The organism is Alicyclobacillus tolerans, from assembly GCF_900142255.1.
GTDB lineage: Bacteria > Bacillota > Bacilli > Alicyclobacillales > Alicyclobacillaceae > Alicyclobacillus_I > Alicyclobacillus_I tolerans.
The window spans coordinates 1-19,839 of the sequence record NZ_FRAF01000031.1; the positions used below are offsets into that span (position 1 = coordinate 1).

15 protein-coding genes are annotated in these 19,839 nt (G+C 43.1%); 11 read left to right on the forward strand and 4 right to left on the reverse strand.

Features of this window, described 5'->3' with window-relative positions; translation table 11 throughout:
* The first annotated feature begins 748 nt into the window (after positions 1-748).
* From BUA75_RS13800 to BUA75_RS13825, 6 genes are all read left to right on the forward strand, one after another.
* Complete coding sequence (locus BUA75_RS13800; RefSeq protein WP_072875182.1) at positions 749-1,882, forward strand: KamA family radical SAM protein; 1,134 nt, start codon at positions 749-751, stop codon at positions 1,880-1,882.
* The gene (locus BUA75_RS13805; RefSeq protein ID WP_072875183.1) at positions 1,879-3,240 is read left to right on the forward strand and encodes an ATP-grasp domain-containing protein; all 1,362 of its coding nucleotides are present in this window, start codon (positions 1,879-1,881) and stop codon (positions 3,238-3,240) included. The genes BUA75_RS13800 and BUA75_RS13805 overlap by 4 nt, the downstream gene beginning before the upstream one ends.
* 835 nt (positions 3,241-4,075) lie before the next feature.
* Positions 4,076-5,521, forward strand: coding sequence for a dipeptidase (locus BUA75_RS13810; RefSeq protein WP_072875184.1), 1,446 nt, complete (start codon positions 4,076-4,078; stop codon positions 5,519-5,521).
* A complete protein-coding gene (locus BUA75_RS13815) occupies positions 5,512-6,957 on the forward strand; it encodes an APC family permease (RefSeq protein ID WP_072875185.1) in 1,446 nt (481 codons plus the stop codon). Before BUA75_RS13810 ends, BUA75_RS13815 begins: the two co-directional genes overlap by 10 nt.
* Positions 6,958-8,063: 1,106 nt before the next feature.
* On the forward strand, positions 8,064-9,470 hold the full coding sequence (locus tag BUA75_RS13820; RefSeq protein ID WP_072875186.1) for an MFS transporter: 1,407 nt from the start codon (positions 8,064-8,066) through the stop codon (positions 9,468-9,470).
* A gap of 148 nt (positions 9,471-9,618) precedes the next feature.
* Positions 9,619-10,473: a metallophosphoesterase family protein gene (locus tag BUA75_RS13825; protein WP_072875187.1), complete on the forward strand. Its 855-nt coding sequence runs from the start codon at positions 9,619-9,621 to the stop codon at positions 10,471-10,473.
* Positions 10,474-10,900: 427 nt separating this feature from the next.
* On the opposite strand, the gene BUA75_RS16610 is transcribed toward BUA75_RS13825, so the two are convergent.
* Complete coding sequence (locus BUA75_RS16610; protein WP_423219880.1) at positions 10,901-11,197, reverse strand: transposase; 297 nt, start codon at positions 11,195-11,197, stop codon at positions 10,901-10,903.
* Between the two features lie 845 nt (positions 11,198-12,042).
* Between BUA75_RS16610 and BUA75_RS13835 the strand changes: the two genes are divergently transcribed.
* The 4 genes from BUA75_RS13835 to cas7c are packed head-to-tail and all read left to right on the forward strand — an operon-like array spanning position 12,043 to position 17,370.
* Complete coding sequence (locus tag BUA75_RS13835) at positions 12,043-14,292, forward strand: CRISPR-associated helicase/endonuclease Cas3 (protein WP_072875189.1); 2,250 nt, start codon at positions 12,043-12,045, stop codon at positions 14,290-14,292.
* 13 nt (positions 14,293-14,305) lie between these two features.
* The gene (cas5c, locus tag BUA75_RS13840) at positions 14,306-14,959 is read left to right on the forward strand and encodes a type I-C CRISPR-associated protein Cas5c (RefSeq protein WP_072875190.1); all 654 of its coding nucleotides are present in this window, start codon (positions 14,306-14,308) and stop codon (positions 14,957-14,959) included.
* Positions 14,956-16,761 carry a type I-C CRISPR-associated protein Cas8c/Csd1 gene (gene cas8c / locus BUA75_RS13845; protein WP_072875191.1) on the forward strand — a complete coding sequence of 602 codons (1,806 nt, stop codon included), beginning with the start codon at positions 14,956-14,958 and terminating at the stop codon, positions 16,759-16,761. The genes cas5c and cas8c overlap by 4 nt, the downstream gene beginning before the upstream one ends.
* A gap of 30 nt (positions 16,762-16,791) precedes the next feature.
* Positions 16,792-17,370 carry a type I-C CRISPR-associated protein Cas7/Csd2 gene (gene cas7c, locus BUA75_RS13850; RefSeq protein WP_083574375.1) on the forward strand — a complete coding sequence of 193 codons (579 nt, stop codon included), beginning with the start codon at positions 16,792-16,794 and terminating at the stop codon, positions 17,368-17,370.
* Positions 17,371-17,474: 104 nt separating this feature from the next.
* On the opposite strand, the gene BUA75_RS13855 is transcribed toward cas7c, so the two are convergent.
* Genes BUA75_RS13855 through BUA75_RS13865 form a run of 3 tightly spaced genes read right to left on the reverse strand, consistent with a single transcriptional unit; the run spans position 17,475 to position 19,458 of the window.
* A complete protein-coding gene (locus BUA75_RS13855) occupies positions 17,475-18,590 on the reverse strand; it encodes a site-specific integrase (protein WP_072875192.1) in 1,116 nt (371 codons plus the stop codon).
* A 19-nt stretch (positions 18,591-18,609) separates the two neighbouring features.
* A complete protein-coding gene (locus BUA75_RS13860) occupies positions 18,610-19,077 on the reverse strand; it encodes an ImmA/IrrE family metallo-endopeptidase (RefSeq protein ID WP_072875193.1) in 468 nt (155 codons plus the stop codon).
* Positions 19,078-19,089: 12 nt separating this feature from the next.
* Positions 19,090-19,458: a helix-turn-helix domain-containing protein gene (locus BUA75_RS13865; protein WP_072875194.1), complete on the reverse strand. Its 369-nt coding sequence runs from the start codon at positions 19,456-19,458 to the stop codon at positions 19,090-19,092.
* Between the two features lie 161 nt (positions 19,459-19,619).
* Between BUA75_RS13865 and BUA75_RS13870 the strand changes: the two genes are divergently transcribed.
* Positions 19,620-19,832, forward strand: coding sequence for a helix-turn-helix transcriptional regulator (locus BUA75_RS13870; RefSeq protein ID WP_072875195.1), 213 nt, complete (start codon positions 19,620-19,622; stop codon positions 19,830-19,832).
* Positions 19,833-19,839: the final 7 nt, after the last annotated feature.

The window sequence follows — 19,839 nt, forward strand, 5'->3', positions numbered from 1 at the left end:
CAACGGGCGTTCGATGCTAGTGCCATCCCAACGAACAGCCAAAAGTACTGGAGTGAGTGGGCACAGTCCCTCAATCCACTACAGCTACACCGACAACTGGTGACACTGCTGGCACAGGGACTAGGCGGGGCGAACCTTGCTCCTGCTCCGCTGCCCGCACCGGTTTCCAGGGGGATCGACAACGACAAACGAAACGGCACTCGGGACTCCTATTGAGGCCAAAACATTCGGTCTGTGGATTTGATGGACAACTCTTCAAGTTGCCCACAAGCTCCACAGACACAAAAAAAGGGGAAGCCGCTTCGCTCCTCCCCTCTGGCCTACGGCCATTCACCCCTCCCACTTCAACGGAATCGGGAATGGGTTAGATTTTTAAATGAGTTAGCCATCTCTCTTCGGTAAGATTTTTACGTGAGTTGACACGGGTTGCGCGTTCTTTCAACCAAGTTGCATGAGTGGGAAGTGTATCATGTATCTCAAAACGTGATCGAGATTATGATTTTTATATTTTAATTTTTAGATTTATTTTGCCTTGATTCATAAGATGTTTGCGGGATATTCAGTCCATATGAAGTTGTGTGATAAAAAACTCTATTTAATTTAATTTTAATACTTATATTGGTCAAATTTAGTTTTAGTGTAGTTATTATTTTGTGTAATGGATTTATTTACAAAAAAGCAATATACGTGCGTGATTGGGAGTGATAATTTTGAGTTGATCAAATGAATTCAGAAAAGAGGAATCATCTTGAAACATGATTGTCATCAAACTGAAAGTCCAAAGAATGAATCTTGGAAAACAGAATTAAGACAATCATTTCGAACCAAATTAAGCCCTGAAATTGCTAAACTTGCTAAACAATCCGAAGCTATCGCAAGACAGATGTTACCTAGTATTCATGAATTGGATTTTAGTGGACTGCGTGAACCTTTTGAAGCAGGTAAAAATAATCAAGGAATTTATGGAATGGAAAGAATTTATGAAGATAGGGTGGTTTTAACACCTTATTTTGAATGTGCCGCGTATTGTCGCTATTGTTTTAAGAAAACTCGCACATTAGGTGGAGAAGCGAAAAGAATGACAGAGGCGGATATTGATCAAGCCATTCGTTATATATCCACAGATACTCGCATAAATACGGTACTTATCACGGGTGGTGACCCGTTTTTGGATTTTGATATGCTTGAAGAACTATTGAATCGTATAGAAGTTATTCCTCATATTCGAAATATTAGAATAGGTACCAGAAATATTCTTTTCACTCCCGAAAGTATTACTGATAACAGAATTGAGAGAATTGCTCGTTTTCAACGATTTCATTTAATGAATCCCAAAATGTCGAGATGTGTATCTGTTGGATTTTCATTAAATCATCCAGATGAACTAACTCCATCTGTTATAGAAGCTTTAAGCATTTTTCACAGACACTCAGTCAGTATTAAAGGCCAGGTGGTGTTACTAAAGGGTGTCAACGCAGAAACCAGAATTATTCAAGAATTATCTAATCTCATGATTGCCAATCAGATTTCTCCATACTATGTATTCCATTGTATGCCAGTCATTGGAGCAAACCATTTTCGCACCTCAGTTCAAAAAGGGATTGATATTCTTCGTGATTTAGCGCGATTTTCGGGAACAACTGCTTTTCAATACGTATATGTAACACCTGTTGGCAAGCATCGTCTAAATATTGATTCAAAACTAAACTATGTTTTTCGAGAAAATCAACGTTTGATTCGTAACCATACAGTCTATAAAGCAGCTGATTTTTTACAATTTTCCGGACAAAATTCTCTTCCTGTTGATCACGAAGTAGACAGTCAAGGATATATCATTTCTCATTATTTAGATGGAGATGATATGGAGGATGCTTGGTCATGAATAAAGCTATCGTTTTTATTGAAGTCGGTTCAATACTTAATCTCTTAAGCCGGGCAGATGCTGCACATAGGATGGGTTACCATACTATATGCGTGGTAGAGGTATATGAATACGAAAAATTTTGTCGCGAATATCATGTTGATAAGCATTCATATTTTGATGTTATCATACCAATAAATAATTTTTCCTATGAGAATTTGCTAAATATACTCTACAAATTGCAAAAAAATTGGGAGATAATCGCTGTTCACAATGTGGCTTCCTTATGCCATTCACAAGGGTATATAGCAGCAACTGTAGCATTATTGGCAAATGATTTAGGATTGCCCAATAAAAATCATTCGTCTATTATAGAATGTTCTAATAAATATTTAATGCGTGAAAAATTATATCAAATAGGTTTACAGGACAAGGACTATGCGTTGGTTACAAGTTTATCGGATTGTCTCATAGCTGCGGACTTCATTGGCTATCCGTTGATTTTAAAACCAGTTAATGGCTCAGCATCACATCTCATATTAAAAGCAGATAATAAAAGTGAATTGGTAGAAAATTACCAATATATGTGTCGTCGGATTGAAGAAGGAGGAAATCCTGGCCAATATAATTTTGCTCATAATTTCCAGTTGCCACGTAATCGCTCAATTTTTATGGATCCTAGAAATATGTTTTTAGTGGAGAAATATTTGGAGGGTCCTGAAGTGAGTATCGAAATGATAGTCTTTCAAAATCAAGTGGTTCCACTTCTTATCCATGACAAAGTTATTTTAACAGAAGAGAGAAGCAAAGTATTAGAACATTTTTTAGTCACACCGCCTGATAGATTAAATCATGAGCAAATCGACGAGCTCTTAAATTATGCAGAGACGGCGATTGATAAAATTAAATTAAATCAATCATTTGTACATCTTGAAATGAGATATGATAAAAACAGTGGTCCTAGAATAATTGAAATAAATCCCCGTATAGGTGGGATGTTAGTACCTCAAAGTCTAAAAACTTATTATGGAATGGACGTTTCTGAATGGGAAATTCTTCTATGTACAGGTTCCTTAATCTCTATACCCGCCAAGATCGAACAGAAAAATAAATACGCTATGTTTACAATTTATCCAAATCAAGAAGGTGTACTGTTATCCATAGAAGGATTGGAGGAGTGCAGAACCAAGCAGGGGGTGGTGTACATTCATCAAGTTTACCCAAATGGAACACATGTTTATTGTCAAGATGAAGAAATGTTTCTTGTGGTAGGTTGGTTGCAAGGAAATTCAGTAGAGTTTTTAAAAGATTTATATCATGAGATCAATCAGAGGGTAAATATACGTATCGAAACAAATAGCTTGCATGAAATGATCTAGTAGACAAATTTAGGAGAAAGAAAAATTCAACATTCTCTTACTTGAGTGTTTTGCAGAATTATAAAGATTTATAAGACAAGGAATTTGAAGGCATGAAAAAGCACTTCACCCCAATCTTCGAGAAGATTTCAAGTGACGAAATCAGAAATTTCCGAGGAGGGAAGTCCCATATGTATCTTCTTCAACCATCGCCTGCTTCTGTTTTTGGGGGGTTTGGAACTCCAACCGTATGTTCGAAGTTAAGAAAGCCGTCAACCCAAATGCACGAGATCTATCCATCGTGAAGTGATTCTACTTGCACTTCTGGTGGCTTCGCTTGAAGGAATAACATCGGGATGGGACGTCGCGTTGCTCGATGGGCTATGACATGGATTATTGGGTGTGTGTTGGCATGAGCGAACCGCTGTAGAACGTTGTAACGCAAGGTTTCAGACGAATTTGACGGCGAATGATGTCCATGTCCGAGACATCCGCAAAGTAAAGACACACATGCTTATCAACGCGATCGCGATACTCGCATCAGCACTAGCCGTAAACCAGATGGAACAACACAAGAAGTCTGCGTAAGCTAAAACAAGTTCATCTGATGAGAACAACATCGATTACCGGTATATGGAATATGCTTGCTGCCCTGGTCTCGTTCTTTTTTTCGCCTCTACCTAAACGACCATTCAGCAAAACGATCATATTGTCCACTATTTCAGCCTAACACTATCGATCTTTGACGTAAGAATCGTGATATAGTAATCGCAATGCTAGGTCGTTAGAGACTGATTGTTAAGTCTACAGAAGATAGCAGGGACATCCGGCTTATCCTAGTAGAAAGGGGAAAACCATGCCGTACGAAAAGGCTGAGGCTTATATAAAAAAACACCAGAACAGGATGCTTCAGGACTTGTTTAATTTTTTATCAATACCTAGCCTTAGTAAGGATAGTAAAGAGCGGAATGGTTTGTATGAAGCAGCTGAATTTTTATCGACTTATTTAAACTCAATAGGGATACCGATGGTGCGGTGGATTACGTTTGAGGATGCTGCCCCGATTATCTACGCAGAAAGACATCAAGGTTCACACTTGCCAACGATACTGATCTATGGACATTACGATGTTCAGCCGCCGGGAAAACTGGAGGAGTGGTGCAGTCCGCCTTTTGCACCGGAGATTCGTGGCAACTGTTTGTACGCACGAGGAGCTAGCGATGACAAAGGGCAACTGCTGACACATCTTCAAGCTCTGGAAGCCGTCATACAAACGGGTAGGGAATTACCCTTTAATATCAAGTTTTTGTTCGAAGGCGAAGAGGAAATAGGAAGTCCTGGTCTTCTTGCTTTGCTATCCCGCGTTCGTGAAGCACGATTTGTGGAAATTATCGATGAGCAGGGACGAGAACATACGTTAGATTTGCAGGCGGACGTAGTCGCCATTTCGGATACTCCATTTTTGTTTGAAAACCAACCTGCTCTGTGCATTGGTACGCGCGGGCTATGCGGAATTGAAATAACTGTACATGGTCCTGCACAGGATTTGCATTCAGGTGGATACGGTGGACTGGTGGAAAATCCTCTACATGCCTTATCAGCGATGATTCACAGCTTGCACAATGTCGATGGAAGCATAGCGGTTAATGGTTTTTACAACGATATTGCATCAATCCCAAATGAGATCAGAAGTATCATACAACAAACGTCTCCGTCAGAAGAACTTTTGCTACAACAACTGGGAGTTCCAGCATTATACGGAGAAGCTGGGTATACTCCGCTGGAGAGAATATGGATACGACCTTCACTGGAGGTTAATCGCATGTATGGTGGAGATATTGGCTCCTCTCCCCGTACCATAATTCCAAGTGTCGCCCATGCTACAGTCACGGTACGTCTAGCGTTAGGACAAAATCCGGCTCACATTGCTGATATCATTCAAAAGCACTTAATGAGTAAAGCTCCTTCGACGGTTCGAGTAAACACAAAGCTACTCGATCAATGCTGGGCATGGATGGCAGATGTTTCCCATACGGCCTACGCACACGCCTTACAAGCCTTAGCATATGGATTCGGCAAAGAAGCAACATTCATTCAAATGGGTGGCTCTATTCCAGTTTTAGCTCATTTTTCTGAGCACCTTCAGGCGCAGGTGGTTTTGCTGGGTTTTGGCTTACCCTCAGATAATATTCACTCTGCAAACGAGAACTTTTCTCTATCCCAGAGAGAACAGGGGCTGCGGACGCTTGTTGCTTATTATCAAACGCCTTGGCCGCCTGTAGAGAAAGGATCATGCCTGTGACCAGCTCATCTTCGGAAGGAATCCGCCAATTGGGGTTACGCGAGGGAAGTATCAGTTTTTGGGGAGCTTTAGCGATTTCCTTTGGTAATATGGCTCCCGCCGCTAGTGTACTGTTTTTACCTCAAGCCATGGCGCAGTTTACAGGAAGTGCGGTTCCTCTCGCGTTTGTCTTTGCTATGGTGGCTTCATTTTTGACCGCCGCATCGATTTTGCACTTTGCCAGACGCTTTGCCTCGGCTGGCGCAGCGTATGCATTCAATAGCTTGGCTTTCGGCAAGGTGTTAGGTTTTCTATCGGGATGGATGCTTGCATTGGCCTATGGGCTTGCTTTGCCGTCCAATTTACTCGTATTTGGCTATTTTGCTCAGGGTTTTACCCAACAAGTCTTCGGGGAACAGATTAGTTGGCTGATATTCTCTCTATGTGGCATCGTGGCTGTTACGTATCTGGTGATACGTGGGATACGCACCTCGGCGAGAGTAGACCTGTTCCTCATTATTGTCGAAACCGCTATTGTTCTAGGACTGGCTATAGCCATCATTGTTCAAGGCGGAGCAAATGGGAACACATGGGCAGTTTTCTCTCCATATCAGTCGCCTTCATCTTGGACAGGCATTATCTTCGGAATGTTGTATGGAGTCGGGGCATTTGCAGGATTCGAGGCATCCGCGACTGTGGCTGAGGAAACGAAAAATCGTTTTAAAGCAATTCCTGCGGCGATATTTGCGGCTCTCATTTTAGGCGGATTGCTATATATCGTTGTTTCCTATGCGATCGCGATAGGATATGGGGTCCACGGTGGAGGTCGGTTAGCGCATGCGACACTCCCCCTCAGTTCGTTAGCAATTCATTTTGTAGGGCAATGGATGGCACTCGTAGTTGACTTCGCAGGTATGATCTCTGCCCTTGGCATCTCGCTGGCGAGTGCAAACGCCAGTGCGCGTGTGTTATTTACCATGGGCCGTGACGGTGTGATACCCCGGTGGTTTTCTCATTTGCATCAGCGTTTCGGAACGCCGCACCATGCCGCCCTTATGTTAACCGGTGTATCTACCCTTTTACTGTTTGTCGTAAGCTTCGCTAAAAGTCCTTATCCGGCTGGATTCAGCTATTTGGTGGAAGCGTCCGACATTCTCGGACTTTCGCTGTATGTCCTGATTAATATTGCCTGGATTCGATTATGGAAAAAAGACCAGCATCATTTTCACATGGGTTGGTTGGTAGGGACTCTCCCATCTGCACTGGGGGCCATTGTTATGTTTATTCCACTTGTATCCACCATCTATCCCATTCCGGCTTGGCCACTCAATCTTGTACTTTATTTGACAGCGCTCTTTGTCTTGACTGGAGTCATCGTAGCCCTTTGGTTGAAGAAGAACAGGCCAGAAACGTTGACCCAAGCGGGGCAAGCTTCCGTATCCAGTGAATATTTATAAGACTAGCATTGGACAGTCGTATTTCTAAAGGCCATCGTTCAGGTAAGAGATGAATTTTGTAGTTTAGAGGCGATGTCCCCCAAAGTAATTTTGGCATCGGCTCTTAGGAATTGATCGAGGGATTATGGAGTTATACGGTATACCAATCACTGGTTTTTTAGCATGGATATTAAGAATTCTGTTCTTGTACTTTATGCCTTTGAAACGAAATGCTGTGCGTGTTGTTCTAGAGTTTTTTAGCACATTCATAACAGGTAGATTTCTCGTACCAGTATGGTCGAGTCGATTTCCAGAAAATCATACCATCTCAACGGTTTTGGACACCATATCATCCTAAAAAAGGATAAAGAATGAGGTTTCAACAGCCTGGGAGGGTGGAATACCTTCCTTTTGGTAGACTTCTGTGTAGAGTTGCTACATCAGTAATTCAAGGTTCACAGCCTGCATACGGTCAGAGTCGGTCGGAGAGGAATGGGAGTTCCCTGGCACGAGCAAAAGCAGCGTCAGCCACCGGTTCATGTCTGCCACGAAAAAGAAGTTGAAGTTTCTGCTGCCAACGGCGCTACGCTAAATGGGATGCTCTCGGTGCAAAACGCATGCCTGCAGACAAGAGACCATCGTCACGCCTTCGCTTGGAGATTCCGATGGAAGAGCTATCGCTAGAACGTGGCTAAATCTGACGCACTTGAAATCGGGGGTGGTAAAGCACAATGGAGGCTTTTCATCATGCGATTGATGAAGCGCAGAAATTGAAATCGACATTTCCTGAAAAGGGGTACTGAGACATACCCATCCACAATAAGCTTGAACTTGAAAAGTTGTTTTGAGCACTGGTTATTTTGCGATCCGTTTTTAAACCATGGACTACCTAGCCTGTTTTCTATTCAGGCTAGGTAGTCCATGGTCGTTATGCTGACCGAGAGAATCTTCTATGTTTGCACAATTTTCGCTGTTTACAGATTCTTTATCAAACGTTCACCTTGCCTTCATGGTTTCTTCACGGCGGTTTAACGAAATGGCAGTATTGTGTGCGTGAATTAGGAGCATGTCTTTGGCTTCCATATTCAGAGATTTAGTTTTGTGAAGATTGGGAGGGGATTATTCGGATGGATGGCACGGGACTCTTTGAAAGGTTGGATCGGGCCAAGTTCAACAAGTTTCATCTCAAGTCCATTTTCACGACAGGTATGGGTGTGTTCACGGACGGTTATGACTTATCCTCTATCGGAATTGTGCTACCCTTGGTACTATTATCTTTTAACGTCAAAAGTCTGACTGGACTTGAAAGCTCTCTGCTGGCGGGTAGCGCTCTTATCGGTGCTGCATTAGGTGCGATTGTCTTTGGACTGCTCGCGAACAAGGGTCGAAAGACATTTTATGGACTTGACGTGTTAGTGCTTGCCTTAGCATCCTTGGCACAAGCGTTTGTCAGCAACGTACCCGAATTGATTGCCGTGCGGTTCATTTTAGGGATAGGGATTGGTGCGGATTATGTACTATCTCCTTTAATTATGGGTGAAAATGCGAATTCTCGAGATCGTGGAAAAAGTATCGCCATTGGATTTGGACTGACGTGGGGAATTGGCGCTACATTTGCCGCCATTCTATACATGGTTTTACAGGTGTTTCATGTGCCGAATGCGCTCATTTGGCGCATTGTTTTAGGCTTTGGCGCGGTGCCTGCAGCTTCGGTCATTTACTTACGCCGAAAATTGCCAGAGACTCCTCGGTTCTTGGCGAGGATGAAAGGGGATTTTGCGGGGCTACAAGAGGTAATCTTGCAAGTTACTGGCGTAGTGGCGAACAATGTTGTCAGTCGAGACAAGTTAGAAGATCGACAAGCAGCAAGATTCTATTGGGCTAAAAACCGTAAAAATATCTTTGCAGCGTGCGTGCTATGGTTTCTCTTCGACATTGTCGCGTATTCTGGAATTCTCTTTGGTCCTTCGCTTATCGCGAAGGGGATTGGCCTGACCGCCGGGAGTTTTCAACTGGTTATGGAGCTTGCATTTACCGTTCCAGGGGCCATTGTTGCCATTTTACTGATTGACCGTTGGGGGCGGAAACCACTCCAAGTTTTTGGGTTTATCGGTATGGCTGCCGCTTTAGGCTTGTTTAGTATGTTGAAGGGTGAGGCAACTGCCGTACCTTTAATCGGTTTGTTGCTGTATGGCGGACAAAACTTGATGTCTCAAGCTGGACCGGGTTCTGTCTCCGCTTCCGGTATGCTCGGGGTTGAGTTGGCGCCAACAAAGATTCGAAGCGTTGTTCAAGCAATTACGGTTGCTTCTGGTCGACTAGGGGCATCCTTAACAGCCTTTGTCTTCCCTGCTCTATTTCGAATCTGGGGTGAAGCAGTGGCAATTGGATTTTTAGCAACCTTTGCTGTTATTGCTGCAATCCTCACATTGATACTGCTGCCCGAAACCAAGCGGCGGACGCTCGAAGAAACTTCGAGAGAGGTGGATGACAATACAACATCGTTAACAGTTTCCATATCGACGGGCACCTAATTTGTGCACTGAGAAACTAATTCTGTTGATAGCAGACTGTGCCGTCTTTTCTCCCTGAGAGAAAATAGTTGTCTAACGGACGGCGCCGTGCTTTGAGGCGAAAAAAAGGACTGATTAGACCGATGTGAATTAGAAGAGGTGAAGCCAAATGAGCCGTACAATACGCCTTGCTGTCATGGGAGATGCGCATTATTGCAATGAAATTCCGAATGAGCATGCTTTCATACGCGATGCCTACTATCGACAGCTGTTTCGCGAATTTTTCACTCTGGATGCGGATGTACACATTCTTCTCGGAGATATCACCCATTGGGGCCACCCACTAGAATGGGATTTTGTCCTGAGAACGACCTCTGAATTATCCAAACAATACGACCGCCAATTCCGTTTCATTCTGGGGAACCATGACACACTTCGCCAATCGAAAGAGGACGTTTTAAGGCAGACGGACAGCCCTCGCTATGCAGTGGATGAATTCCCGAATCTGCGCATTGTATATCTGGATACAACAAAAGAATCATCCTACGATAACTGGGGCGGCTTGGTAGACGAAGAACAACTCGATTGGTTAGATGAGATGAGCCGCTCCAAAAATCAATACACCATCGTCTGCGGGCATCATCCCATTGTACAGACTACGGCGGGATCTGACCACGAGATGATGTCCATTGACAACAGTCGAGAAGTGCTTCAAAAATTAGCCAAACTGTCCCCAGAGGGGCTTTATCTGAATGGACACAATCATATCCACAGTGCTGTAAATGGAACGGACACCTTGCCCGGATGGACATTTGTGCAACATTCCGCAGTTTTGTCTGCTCCCGTATTTCGACGATACTCAGTATCTGACGAGGCGGTTCATGTAAGCAGTTATCATGCGGATCACGACTTATTGCGGCAGAGTGAGTTGTTTCGAGGATTGATACTTGGCTATGGCCACACGGACAAAGCGTATGGGACTTCGGAGATGATTTTAACAACTTTACCAAGAGCCAAGGATTAAACACGAAGCAAAGTTGATGATGTGACGGATAAGTGAACTGGCATTGACGAGTTTGCCAGTAGTTTGACTATCCAGTCTACCATGCTGCTAGGAAATAGCTCACGTTCCATTGAAATTTGTAAATCTACCAATGGGACAAAAATACCGATTAAAATCCAGACAAATTATGCATGTATTTTCACAATCGAACAAAACCGTATTGTATTTCAATTACGGTGGACAATGGCTTATTTTTGCTTCTCAAATGAACAAGAAACAAATAATAGAATTCGCAAACAGTATCAAGATATATCGTTACTTTGAACTGAAAATTGAAGCAAAAATTTTAGACTGTCGAAAAAGATCACTCATAGCGCTCATTTTTCGACAGCCTTGGCGAGGGTTCATCACCTTCGCTTTTTCATATTCGCTGTTGGACAGTTTGGTATTAAGTCAATATAGCAGAAACTCCAGAGTGGAAATATCTTCTTTCGTATTCAACTGGCGTTAGATAGACGATGGATGAGTGTACCCGCTCCAGGTCTCGTAAAATCTTCGCTTCCGTCTTAAGGTTCCCGCTCCTGACGAACGGGGTAGAAGGATCCTCCTTGTATTTCGACATCCATCCATACAACTTCTTTTGCGATATGCCCAGATCACGAGTTACCAGGCTCGCCGGCTTCCTACTCTCGAAAGCCCATTGAACTGCATGACGTTTGAATTCCTTGTCGTACTTCTGTGTCATGTAGCTCACCCCGAATCTTCTTATTCTTACATTCTCGATTCGTTGTATCCACACTTTCAACGGAGCACCACCACGTTTCCATGATTCTATCCTGGCAAACTTCTCGATGTCTCTTATGAGTGCAGCCTGTTGACTCGTCTTTTTGTACGGCTTTTCGGTTCATGACAGGTCACCCTTTTGTCTCATGCTACAGGATTCTTAGCTGGACAACCTTGGACCAGTCAGCACGCTTTTGCGTCATGACATATTGGCATCTCTGCTACTCTTATCTACTTCATTAAAAGACAGCCTTTGCTTTTTGTCTATTTCCATACCTTCTGAGGATTTCGGCTTCACTTACGTTCAGCTTACTATCCATGACTAACCCCAGGGGGCATACCTTTTTATTAAGGGTCTAGTTTGCCAAGGTCAGGTCGTATTTTCCAGAAAAGTACGACTGGAAAATCCACACCTTTCCCCTAACTTCATCCCAATCCCCAAGCATAGCCATGAACTGGTGTTACGAGTTTCGGGGCTAAACTAAATTTGACAATTCCATGCCCATCAACGCGATCGTGTTACTTGTATCAGTGCTCGCGTTGAATCATCTTGAACGACAGATGACGACAGTGTAAAAGAAATAATTGTTTTTATAACAAAAATATAGAATTTATACAAAGGCGTTCGAGAGACCAGCGTCTATTATTTGTAAGCCTGTTTTGCTGTCCTGCAATAGAGTTTATTTTTCGCTTCTAACAAAAATTTAATTCTGCAAAACGCTCAAATAGAAATCATGCAGGATTTTTGGTTTGTATAGTGTAAATAATTACTAGCTTATGATTTATATAGCAAGGAGCGCTTACATCGTGGATTTCTATGCGCATACTAGAGAAGACGGGCAATATCAAAAGTTAAAGGATCACCTTGAAGGGGTAGCCACTCTTAGCATGCGTTATGCAGAGGTTTTTGGAGTTGGATATTTGGGGTACCTAGCAGGGATATTACACGATATCGGTAAGTATTCTCATATATTTCAGAAGCGTATTAGGGGTGAACACGTTCGCGTTGACCATTCAACTGCAGGAGCGCAGTGGATTGTCAAAAGCGAAACCGTACGAGATTATTTGGGTACAACTCATTTAGATCAATATTTAGCCAGACTCCTTGCACATGTGATTTCTGGTCATCATGGCGGATTAAAGAATCATGGCACTGTTGCTGAAGAGGGAACTCTCTTAAATCGCCTAATGAAAAAAGATATTCCTTCTTGGTCATCAGCTTGGGAGGAAGTGGAAGTTGTTAAACAAGCATTTGATACAGAAAAAAATGCTCTTGTTCAGCGCTGGAACAGAGAATATCCTGCGTGGAGTTATCAATTTCTTGGTCGGATGCTCTACTCGTGTTTAGTTGATGCAGATTCGGTAGATACAAGAAATTATTGTAATCCAGTGGAAAATACAATGAGTAAAAGGCAAGCGCCATCTATTGCTGTTTTACAAATGAGATTTCGATCGTTTATGTCAGAAAAGCTTAAGCATGCCGCAGATACGCGAATTAATCAGTTACGCCAGCAAATTCTCTCAGCATGTGAACGACAGGCAAAACTTTCACCAAGAATGTTTGCTTTAACCGTGCCAACAGGTGGTGGTAAGACTTTGTCTTCATTGGCGTTTGCTTTAGAACATGCGCACCTATATGATAAACGACGAATCATTTACGTCATCCCTTTTACAAGCATAATCGAACAAAATGCCCAGCAATTCCGAGAAGCACTCGGTCCAGATGCAGTGTTGGAACATCACAGTAACTTCAACTACGATGAATATCAAGAAAATTATGATCAAGACGAAATTAGGCGTCTGAAATTGAACACCGAGAATTGGGATGCACCTGTGGTGGTCACGACATCTGTACAATTTTTTGAATCGTTGTTTGCGAATAAACGCAGTAAATGCAGAAAATTGCACAATATTGTAAACTCAGTTATCATTCTCGACGAAGCACAGAGCATTCCAAGAGGGTATATGAAGCCCTGTTTGCACGCACTTGAAGAACTAATCGTTTCTTATCGATGCTCTGTTGTGCTTTGTACAGCAACTCAACCATCTTGGGCTGGTCTAGGTATACAAGTGACGGAGATCATGGATTACCCATCTCCTAAAGAATTGGTAGAAGCTTTCAAACGTGTCGAAGTGCACGTATATGGCTGTAATACTGAGATTATCCCTGATCAGCAAATTGTTGAATGGATGAAGGATTCACTACAAGTCCTTTGCATCGTGAATACCCGTAGGCATTCAAAGCTATTGTTTGATCAGTTGAAGGAACGAGGTTTAGAGGGTGTCTATCACCTGAGCGGGCGACTTTGTGCAAAACATCGTTCTACTATTTTAAATGAAGTTCGCGAAAGGCTATATATGAAATTACCTTGCCGATTAGTATCAACACAGTTGATAGAGGCAGGTGTAGATATTGATTTTCCAGTCGTGCTGCGTGCTTATGCAGGATTAGATTCGATTGCACAAGCGGCTGGACGATGCAACCGCGAGGGTCATGATAAGATTGGTATCGTGAGAGTGTTTTTTCCGGAACAACATGGAATGCCCTCAAGAGGTTGGATAAAGGAGACAGCTACGGAAGCACAAAACACGATTGAGTATTGCAAGCAACCCCCGTTGGCCTTGTCTTCCATCCAGAAATATTTTGAACGCATTCATGGCATAAGTGATGGTCGGATGGAACAGGTGACTGATTCGGAAGGGATTATGAGTCTATTAAAATCCAAAAACAGAAATTTTGAAATTCCCTACCAGGATATTGCAGATCGGTTCATGTTTATTGAAGAAAATATGCAAGCCGTTGTCGTTCCTTACGATCCGGTAGCTGAACATTTGATTAAATTGCTTGCTGAAGCACATTATCCGTTAAGTATATTGCGTCAATTACAAGCGTATGTCGTGCAAATTTATCAACATGAGTTGATAGAATACCAACGTCAGAATTTACTAAAGAATGTGGAAGGTGTATTGGTCCTAACTGACAAGTCTTACTACCATCAGCAGTCTGGGTTATTACAGGCAACTGAATTAACTGAAATTGAGACCCTCATATTTTAAGGGAGTTGATTAAATGGGCTATGGAATTGCTCTACGCGTATGGGGAGACTATGCATGTTTCACAAGACCAGAGATGAAAGTAGAACGAGTTAGCTACGATGTCATGACACCATCAGCTGCACGCGGTATCTTGGAGGCAATCCATTGGAAACCTGCGATACGTTGGGTAGTTGATCGAATTCACGTTTTGAATCCAATCCATTTTGAAAATATCCGTCGAAATGAGGTGGAATCAAAAGCTTCAGCTAGAAAAAAGTCTATTTATGTGAGTGAAGAGCGACAACAGCGCGCTTCTCTAATATTGAAAAATGTCCAATATGTCATTGAGGCACATTTTGAAATGACAGAACAGTGTGGAAAGGAAGATACCCCAGAAAAACACTACAACATATTTTTGCGACGCGCACGACAAGGACAGTGTTTCCATCGACCCTATCTAGGCTGTCGGGAATTTCCTGCAAACTTTGAGTTGTTGGGAGATAACAAAGTTACTGATACCTACGAGAGCACAAATTTTGGTGAGATAGATTTGGGATACATGCTGTTGGACCAGACATTCCATGTGAATTCCAAGGGTCAAGTAGAAGAAATCATTCCTCATTTCTTTCGTGCACAGATGATTAATGGGGTTATCGAAGTACCCCCATTAGAGGAGGCAATCCGTTGATTTTACAGTCTTTATATCGATACCATCAGTTGCTTCAAGAAAGGGAAAGCGAAAATGAAAGCATACCAAGAGCAGAATATTCATCAGTAGACGTGTCATTTGAAGTACAGTTGAATGAGCATGGTCATGTTGTAGCAATCATTCAGCCGGAAAGTGCGAATGGGAAAATTAGTAAAATAAAACATGTTGTACCGAAGCAAGAGAAACGATCTTCCGGAATCAAACCATATTTCTTATGTGACAAACCAAGTTATTTATTTGGTGCGGCTTTACCGGAAGCCAAGCATGGATGGGCATACAGAGAAGCAATGAGAAAGCTGTGGAAAGATGTGTTAAAACATATCAAGACGAAATCGCCTGATATTTTGGCATTACATTCTTTCCTGGAACTTTCATACGAGCAGTTAGAAGAACAAATTAAACAACTAGCTGACAAGACTTTGCTGAAGTCTTTAAGCAATGGGGGGCTATGCGTTTTAAAGTATGCACCTACTGGTCAGTTTCTTCACAAAAATCGTGATATTCAACTGGCGTGGGAGGACTATTACAACAGAGTAGCTGATAATGTAACCGAAAAACGTACTCTATTCACTTGTTTAATCACTGGTGAGAAGATGCAGACAGATCAAATTGCCCGACTTCATCCTAGTATTAAAAATATTGCTGGTGCCCAATCGTCTGGCGCTGCAATCGTTTCCTTCAATAAGGAATCATTTTGTTCCTATGGGAGGGAGCAATCTTATAATGCGCCAACTTCAAAGACTGCAACTGATGCCTACGGATATGTTTTAAACAAATTCTTGTCTGATCCTGCTCACAGGGTGCGGATGAATGACACAACCGTTGTTTTTTGGGCAGAATCATTGGCCACAAAAGAGCAGGACTGGATGGCAAGCTTATTGCAGAATTTCGATGAGGATGCAGGTCAGTCTGATGAAGACAGTATCAGAACTCGAGTGAAAAGTGTTGTCACTCGCATTCGACAAGGTCAACATTTCAACGATACATTTGCGGATTTAAATAAGGATACAACATTCTACATATTAGGACTATCACCAAATGCTGCACGCCTATCCATCCGTTTTTGGTACACCGGAACTATAGGTGAACTAGGGGAACGTGTATGGCGACACTATCAGGATTTGTCTATCGTTGGATTGGAAAGAAGTCCAACCATTCGAGAATTACTCCGTGAAACCGCCATTGGGCACGATTGGAGTAATATATCTCCAAATATAGAGGGACAAATGATGCGTTCGTTTCTGCTTGGGTTGCCCTACTCACGATCTGTCTTTGCGCAACTTATGAATCGAATCCGTGCTGAAGGCGACGAACCAAAGAAGGGATTGTATAAAATCGGTGCAGTTCGCGCAGCTATGATTAAGGCATATTTACTTCGCTACTATCGTTTCAATAAAAATCCACTTGAAGGAGAGATTACAATGGAATTAAATAAGCAATCCAAGAGTATCCCCTATCATCTAGGCAGACTATTCGCGTGCTTGGAGCGCACACAGGAGAGTGCATTAGGACAGAGCATTAACGCCTCCATCCGAGACCGGTTCTGGGGTGCAGCATCTGCAACTCCCGCCAATGTATTTCCTCGCTTACTAAGTCTGGCGCAGCATCACATTGCTAAGGACGAGAAATGGGGGAAAAACAATGACTACCGTATTCAGGAAGTAATGAATACGCTACCACCGCAGTTTCCTAAGCGGTTAACGTTGGAGGAACAAGGGATGTTTGCACTCGGATATTATCATCAACGTCAAGAATTCTTTACGAAAAAGGCAGAAAATTAATTTAAACTCTACGAATAGGGGGATTTATCAATGATCGAAAAAACACCTTTGGCAAAGCGGTATGAATTTGTTTTATTGTTTGATGTTGAAAACGGAAATCCCAACGGCGATCCCGATGCAGGGAATCTACCTCGGATGGATGCTGAAACTGGTTGTGGACTGGTTACGGACGTCTGTATTAAACGAAAGGTTCGCAATTATATTGAACTTGTAAAAGGCGGCGAACCGTCTTTTGATATCTATGTAAAAGAAGCCGTAGTTTTGAACAATCTCAACAAGGAGGCGTTCGAGAACAATCCAAATATTGAATTAAAAAAAGACAAATTGGAAGCAAAGAAAAAAGACGACCAACTGACACTCGCTCGCTGGATGTGTAATAAATATTATGATATTCGCACGTTTGGTGCTGTAATGACAATGGAGGTAAATTGTGGTCAAGTTCGAGGTCCAGTACAATTTAGCTTTGCAAAAAGTATCGATCCAATTTCTCCGCAAGAAGTTACAATAACACGAATGGCTGTCACAAATGAGAGAGACGCTGAGAAAGAACGTACAATGGGACGTAAAAGCATTGTCCCTTATGAACCGATTGCCGCGAAACCGAATTAAGCCAAAAATCCCTTTTGTGGCGCAGGTTTTCAGCCGTTAGCTCATTGTCGATTTCACCATTTCAGTAACGAATGAGTAACGAATCTCTTCTTTATCAAAAGAGACTACTTGGTAGAGAAGATTCGATCCAACGCTTCCACCGCCTCTCGTTGCATGTTTTCCGTCACATGGGCATATGTGTCTGCTGTAATCGTGATGGAGGCGTGGCCCAGGCGTTCGGAAATAATTTTCAGTGGAACTTTTTCCATCAGCAAAAGCGTTGCATGGGTGTGACGAAGGCCGTGGAAAGTTACAGGTGGCAGATCTAATTTTTTGACGGCGTTTCTAAAATCAACAGAAAATCGTTTCGGTTGGATGGGGGTGCCTTTTTTCGTGACCAGCACCCAGTCTTCTTCACGAAGGGGCCTTTGGAGTTGGGCTTCCAGATGAGATTTCCATGCGTTCAACGCTTCTAATACCTGTTCGCTGACAGCAATCGTTCGCAAGCTTTTGGTAGTTTTAGGCTCACTGATATAAACTTTCCCCTTGACTTCCGAAAGGCTTCGCTCCACTCGGATCGTTTGACTTTCCAAGTCCACATCTCGCCACTGAAGCCCGGCAACTTCCCCCCGTCTCATTCCGGTATGGGCAGCTAGAAACACCGCCATATAGATAACTGGTGAATGGACTTGGAGATAGTTCAAACATTGTTGAAGCTGTTCGGGGGTAAGTACGGCTTTTTCTTTTTTTCGATTCGCTGGAGAGTCCACGCGGGTCATCGGATTTTCTTTCAAATAACCCCATTTTACCGCCTTTCCTAGCGCCGTGCGAAAATTGCGATGAATTTTGTATAGCGTGCTCGGTTCGTAAACTTCAGTCAATCTTTCATATAGCGCCTCAATTTGATGGGGTCGAAGTTTTCGAAGCTTGATTTTACCTAAATGCTGAGAGATGATGCGTACACTCTGTTCATACGTCGCCATGGTAGATGGGCGATTTTTTACTCGTACAGACTTTTCCAGCCAATGTTCCAAGTACTCTGCGAGCGTGAAGTCTTTCGTCCATAAAGCGATTTCGTCGGTTTCAAGAAGTGCTTTTTGCAAAGCCTCCTGGGCTTCTTTTTTAGTGGAGAAGCCCATCTTCCATTTTTGTGGGTATCTTCCCGTCCTTGGATCGAGGGGAAGATTGATGACATATGCCCATTTCTCGTTTCGTTTGACCACACGACCTGTCAATGCCACTCGTTTTCACCTTTCTTTTTTATACCGCCTGACGCAGTTTCTCATAGACCGTACAGGCTTCAGGACATTCTAAAACCCGTAGCGCCAAATACTTTGGAAGTCCAGCTTCCTGATGGAGACTTTGAAACGTCCAGGATGCAAAGCTGTGACGTGCCAAGAGAAACGTTGCAAAGAGATCGGATTCAAACTCCAACTTGTCGGTCCAGGCATAGGTTTGACGTAAAAAATAGTAGTTGGCGCATGGATGCAGGACGTGATGTCCCAGTTCATGAGCCAGCACGTACCGTTCTTTCTGTTTTGGAAGGGCAGCTTGAACCACAATGTAGGGATAACCCAACAACGTTGCTGTCAACCCTTGAACCCCTTCGGGCAAAGGTTCGCGTTTTAACACGATGCCCATTTTTTCGGTCAATGCTTTCGGTTCGGTTTCCTGATAGGTTTGAATGACATTTTCTACAGCTTGGCCAATTCTCTGTGCAATCCCCATACCCTCAATCCCTTAGCCCCTTTCTCCATCCCTTTTCATGGCATCCCAGTAGAGACCGATCAAGATGCCTCGAATTCTCTCTCTTTCGACTTCGGTCAAAGGTTTGCCGTGGAACATCAAGCGCTCCTCGCGCAGTACATCGTCCAGTTCCAAAGGCGCTCCAAGGTTCTCTTGTTCTACGGGATCCGGTGCCAGCAAATCCGTCACTTGGATACCATAGAGTTCTGCCAACTTCTGGAGCGTTGGCAGGTCTGGATTTCGCTGTTCTTTTTCATACGCCGAAAGCGATGATTGTCCCATCCCTAAAATGGCCGCAACATCCGTTTGCTTGAATCCCTTGGCTTTTCGTGCTTTTCGCAAACGTTCGCCCAATCCCGCCACACAGATCCACCTCCTTCCTTGTTCTCTATCTTAAATCAAAACAAATATATTACGCAACAAAATAAATTTTTCTTTTATATCACGAAATAACACTTGATATATCTATTTTACAGATATATAATCGCGTTTACCTGAGATAAACTTCCAAGGGGGAATCACGCATGAACGGTCTGGAACCTACGCATGCTTTCGACTCGACGGCAACGTTTTTGGATTGCAAGGGGGTGGCTCAGACCTTGGGTATCAGCAAAAGTCAGGCGTACACCCTCATGCGCCGCAAAGATTTTCCGCTGATCAAACTTTCTACCCGTTGCTATCGTGTCGAACGGGGGGCACTGATGCAGTGGTTGCAAAACTTTCAAAAAAGTGATTGACACCTCT

Excerpts from the sequence above, each read along its gene's own strand:
- BUA75_RS13825 (WP_072875187.1), top strand. The coding sequence starts at position 9,619 with ATGAGCCGTACAATACGCCTTGCTGTCATGGGAGATGCGCATTATTGC.
- BUA75_RS13820 (WP_072875186.1), top strand. The coding sequence starts at position 8,064 with ATGGATGGCACGGGACTCTTTGAAAGGTTGGATCGGGCCAAGTTCAAC.
- cas7c (WP_083574375.1), top strand. The coding sequence starts at position 16,792 with ATGATCGAAAAAACACCTTTGGCAAAGCGGTATGAATTTGTTTTATTG.
- BUA75_RS13805 (WP_072875183.1), top strand. The coding sequence starts at position 1,879 with ATGAATAAAGCTATCGTTTTTATTGAAGTCGGTTCAATACTTAATCTC.
- cas5c (WP_072875190.1), top strand. The coding sequence starts at position 14,306 with ATGGGCTATGGAATTGCTCTACGCGTATGGGGAGACTATGCATGTTTC.
- BUA75_RS13870 (WP_072875195.1), top strand. The coding sequence starts at position 19,620 with ATGAACGGTCTGGAACCTACGCATGCTTTCGACTCGACGGCAACGTTT.
- BUA75_RS13810 (WP_072875184.1), top strand. The coding sequence starts at position 4,076 with ATGCCGTACGAAAAGGCTGAGGCTTATATAAAAAAACACCAGAACAGG.
- BUA75_RS16610 (WP_423219880.1), bottom strand. The coding sequence starts at position 11,197 with ATGACACAGAAGTACGACAAGGAATTCAAACGTCATGCAGTTCAATGG.
- BUA75_RS13815 (WP_072875185.1), top strand. The coding sequence starts at position 5,512 with ATGCCTGTGACCAGCTCATCTTCGGAAGGAATCCGCCAATTGGGGTTA.
- BUA75_RS13860 (WP_072875193.1), bottom strand. The coding sequence starts at position 19,077 with ATGGGGATTGCACAGAGAATTGGCCAAGCTGTAGAAAATGTCATTCAA.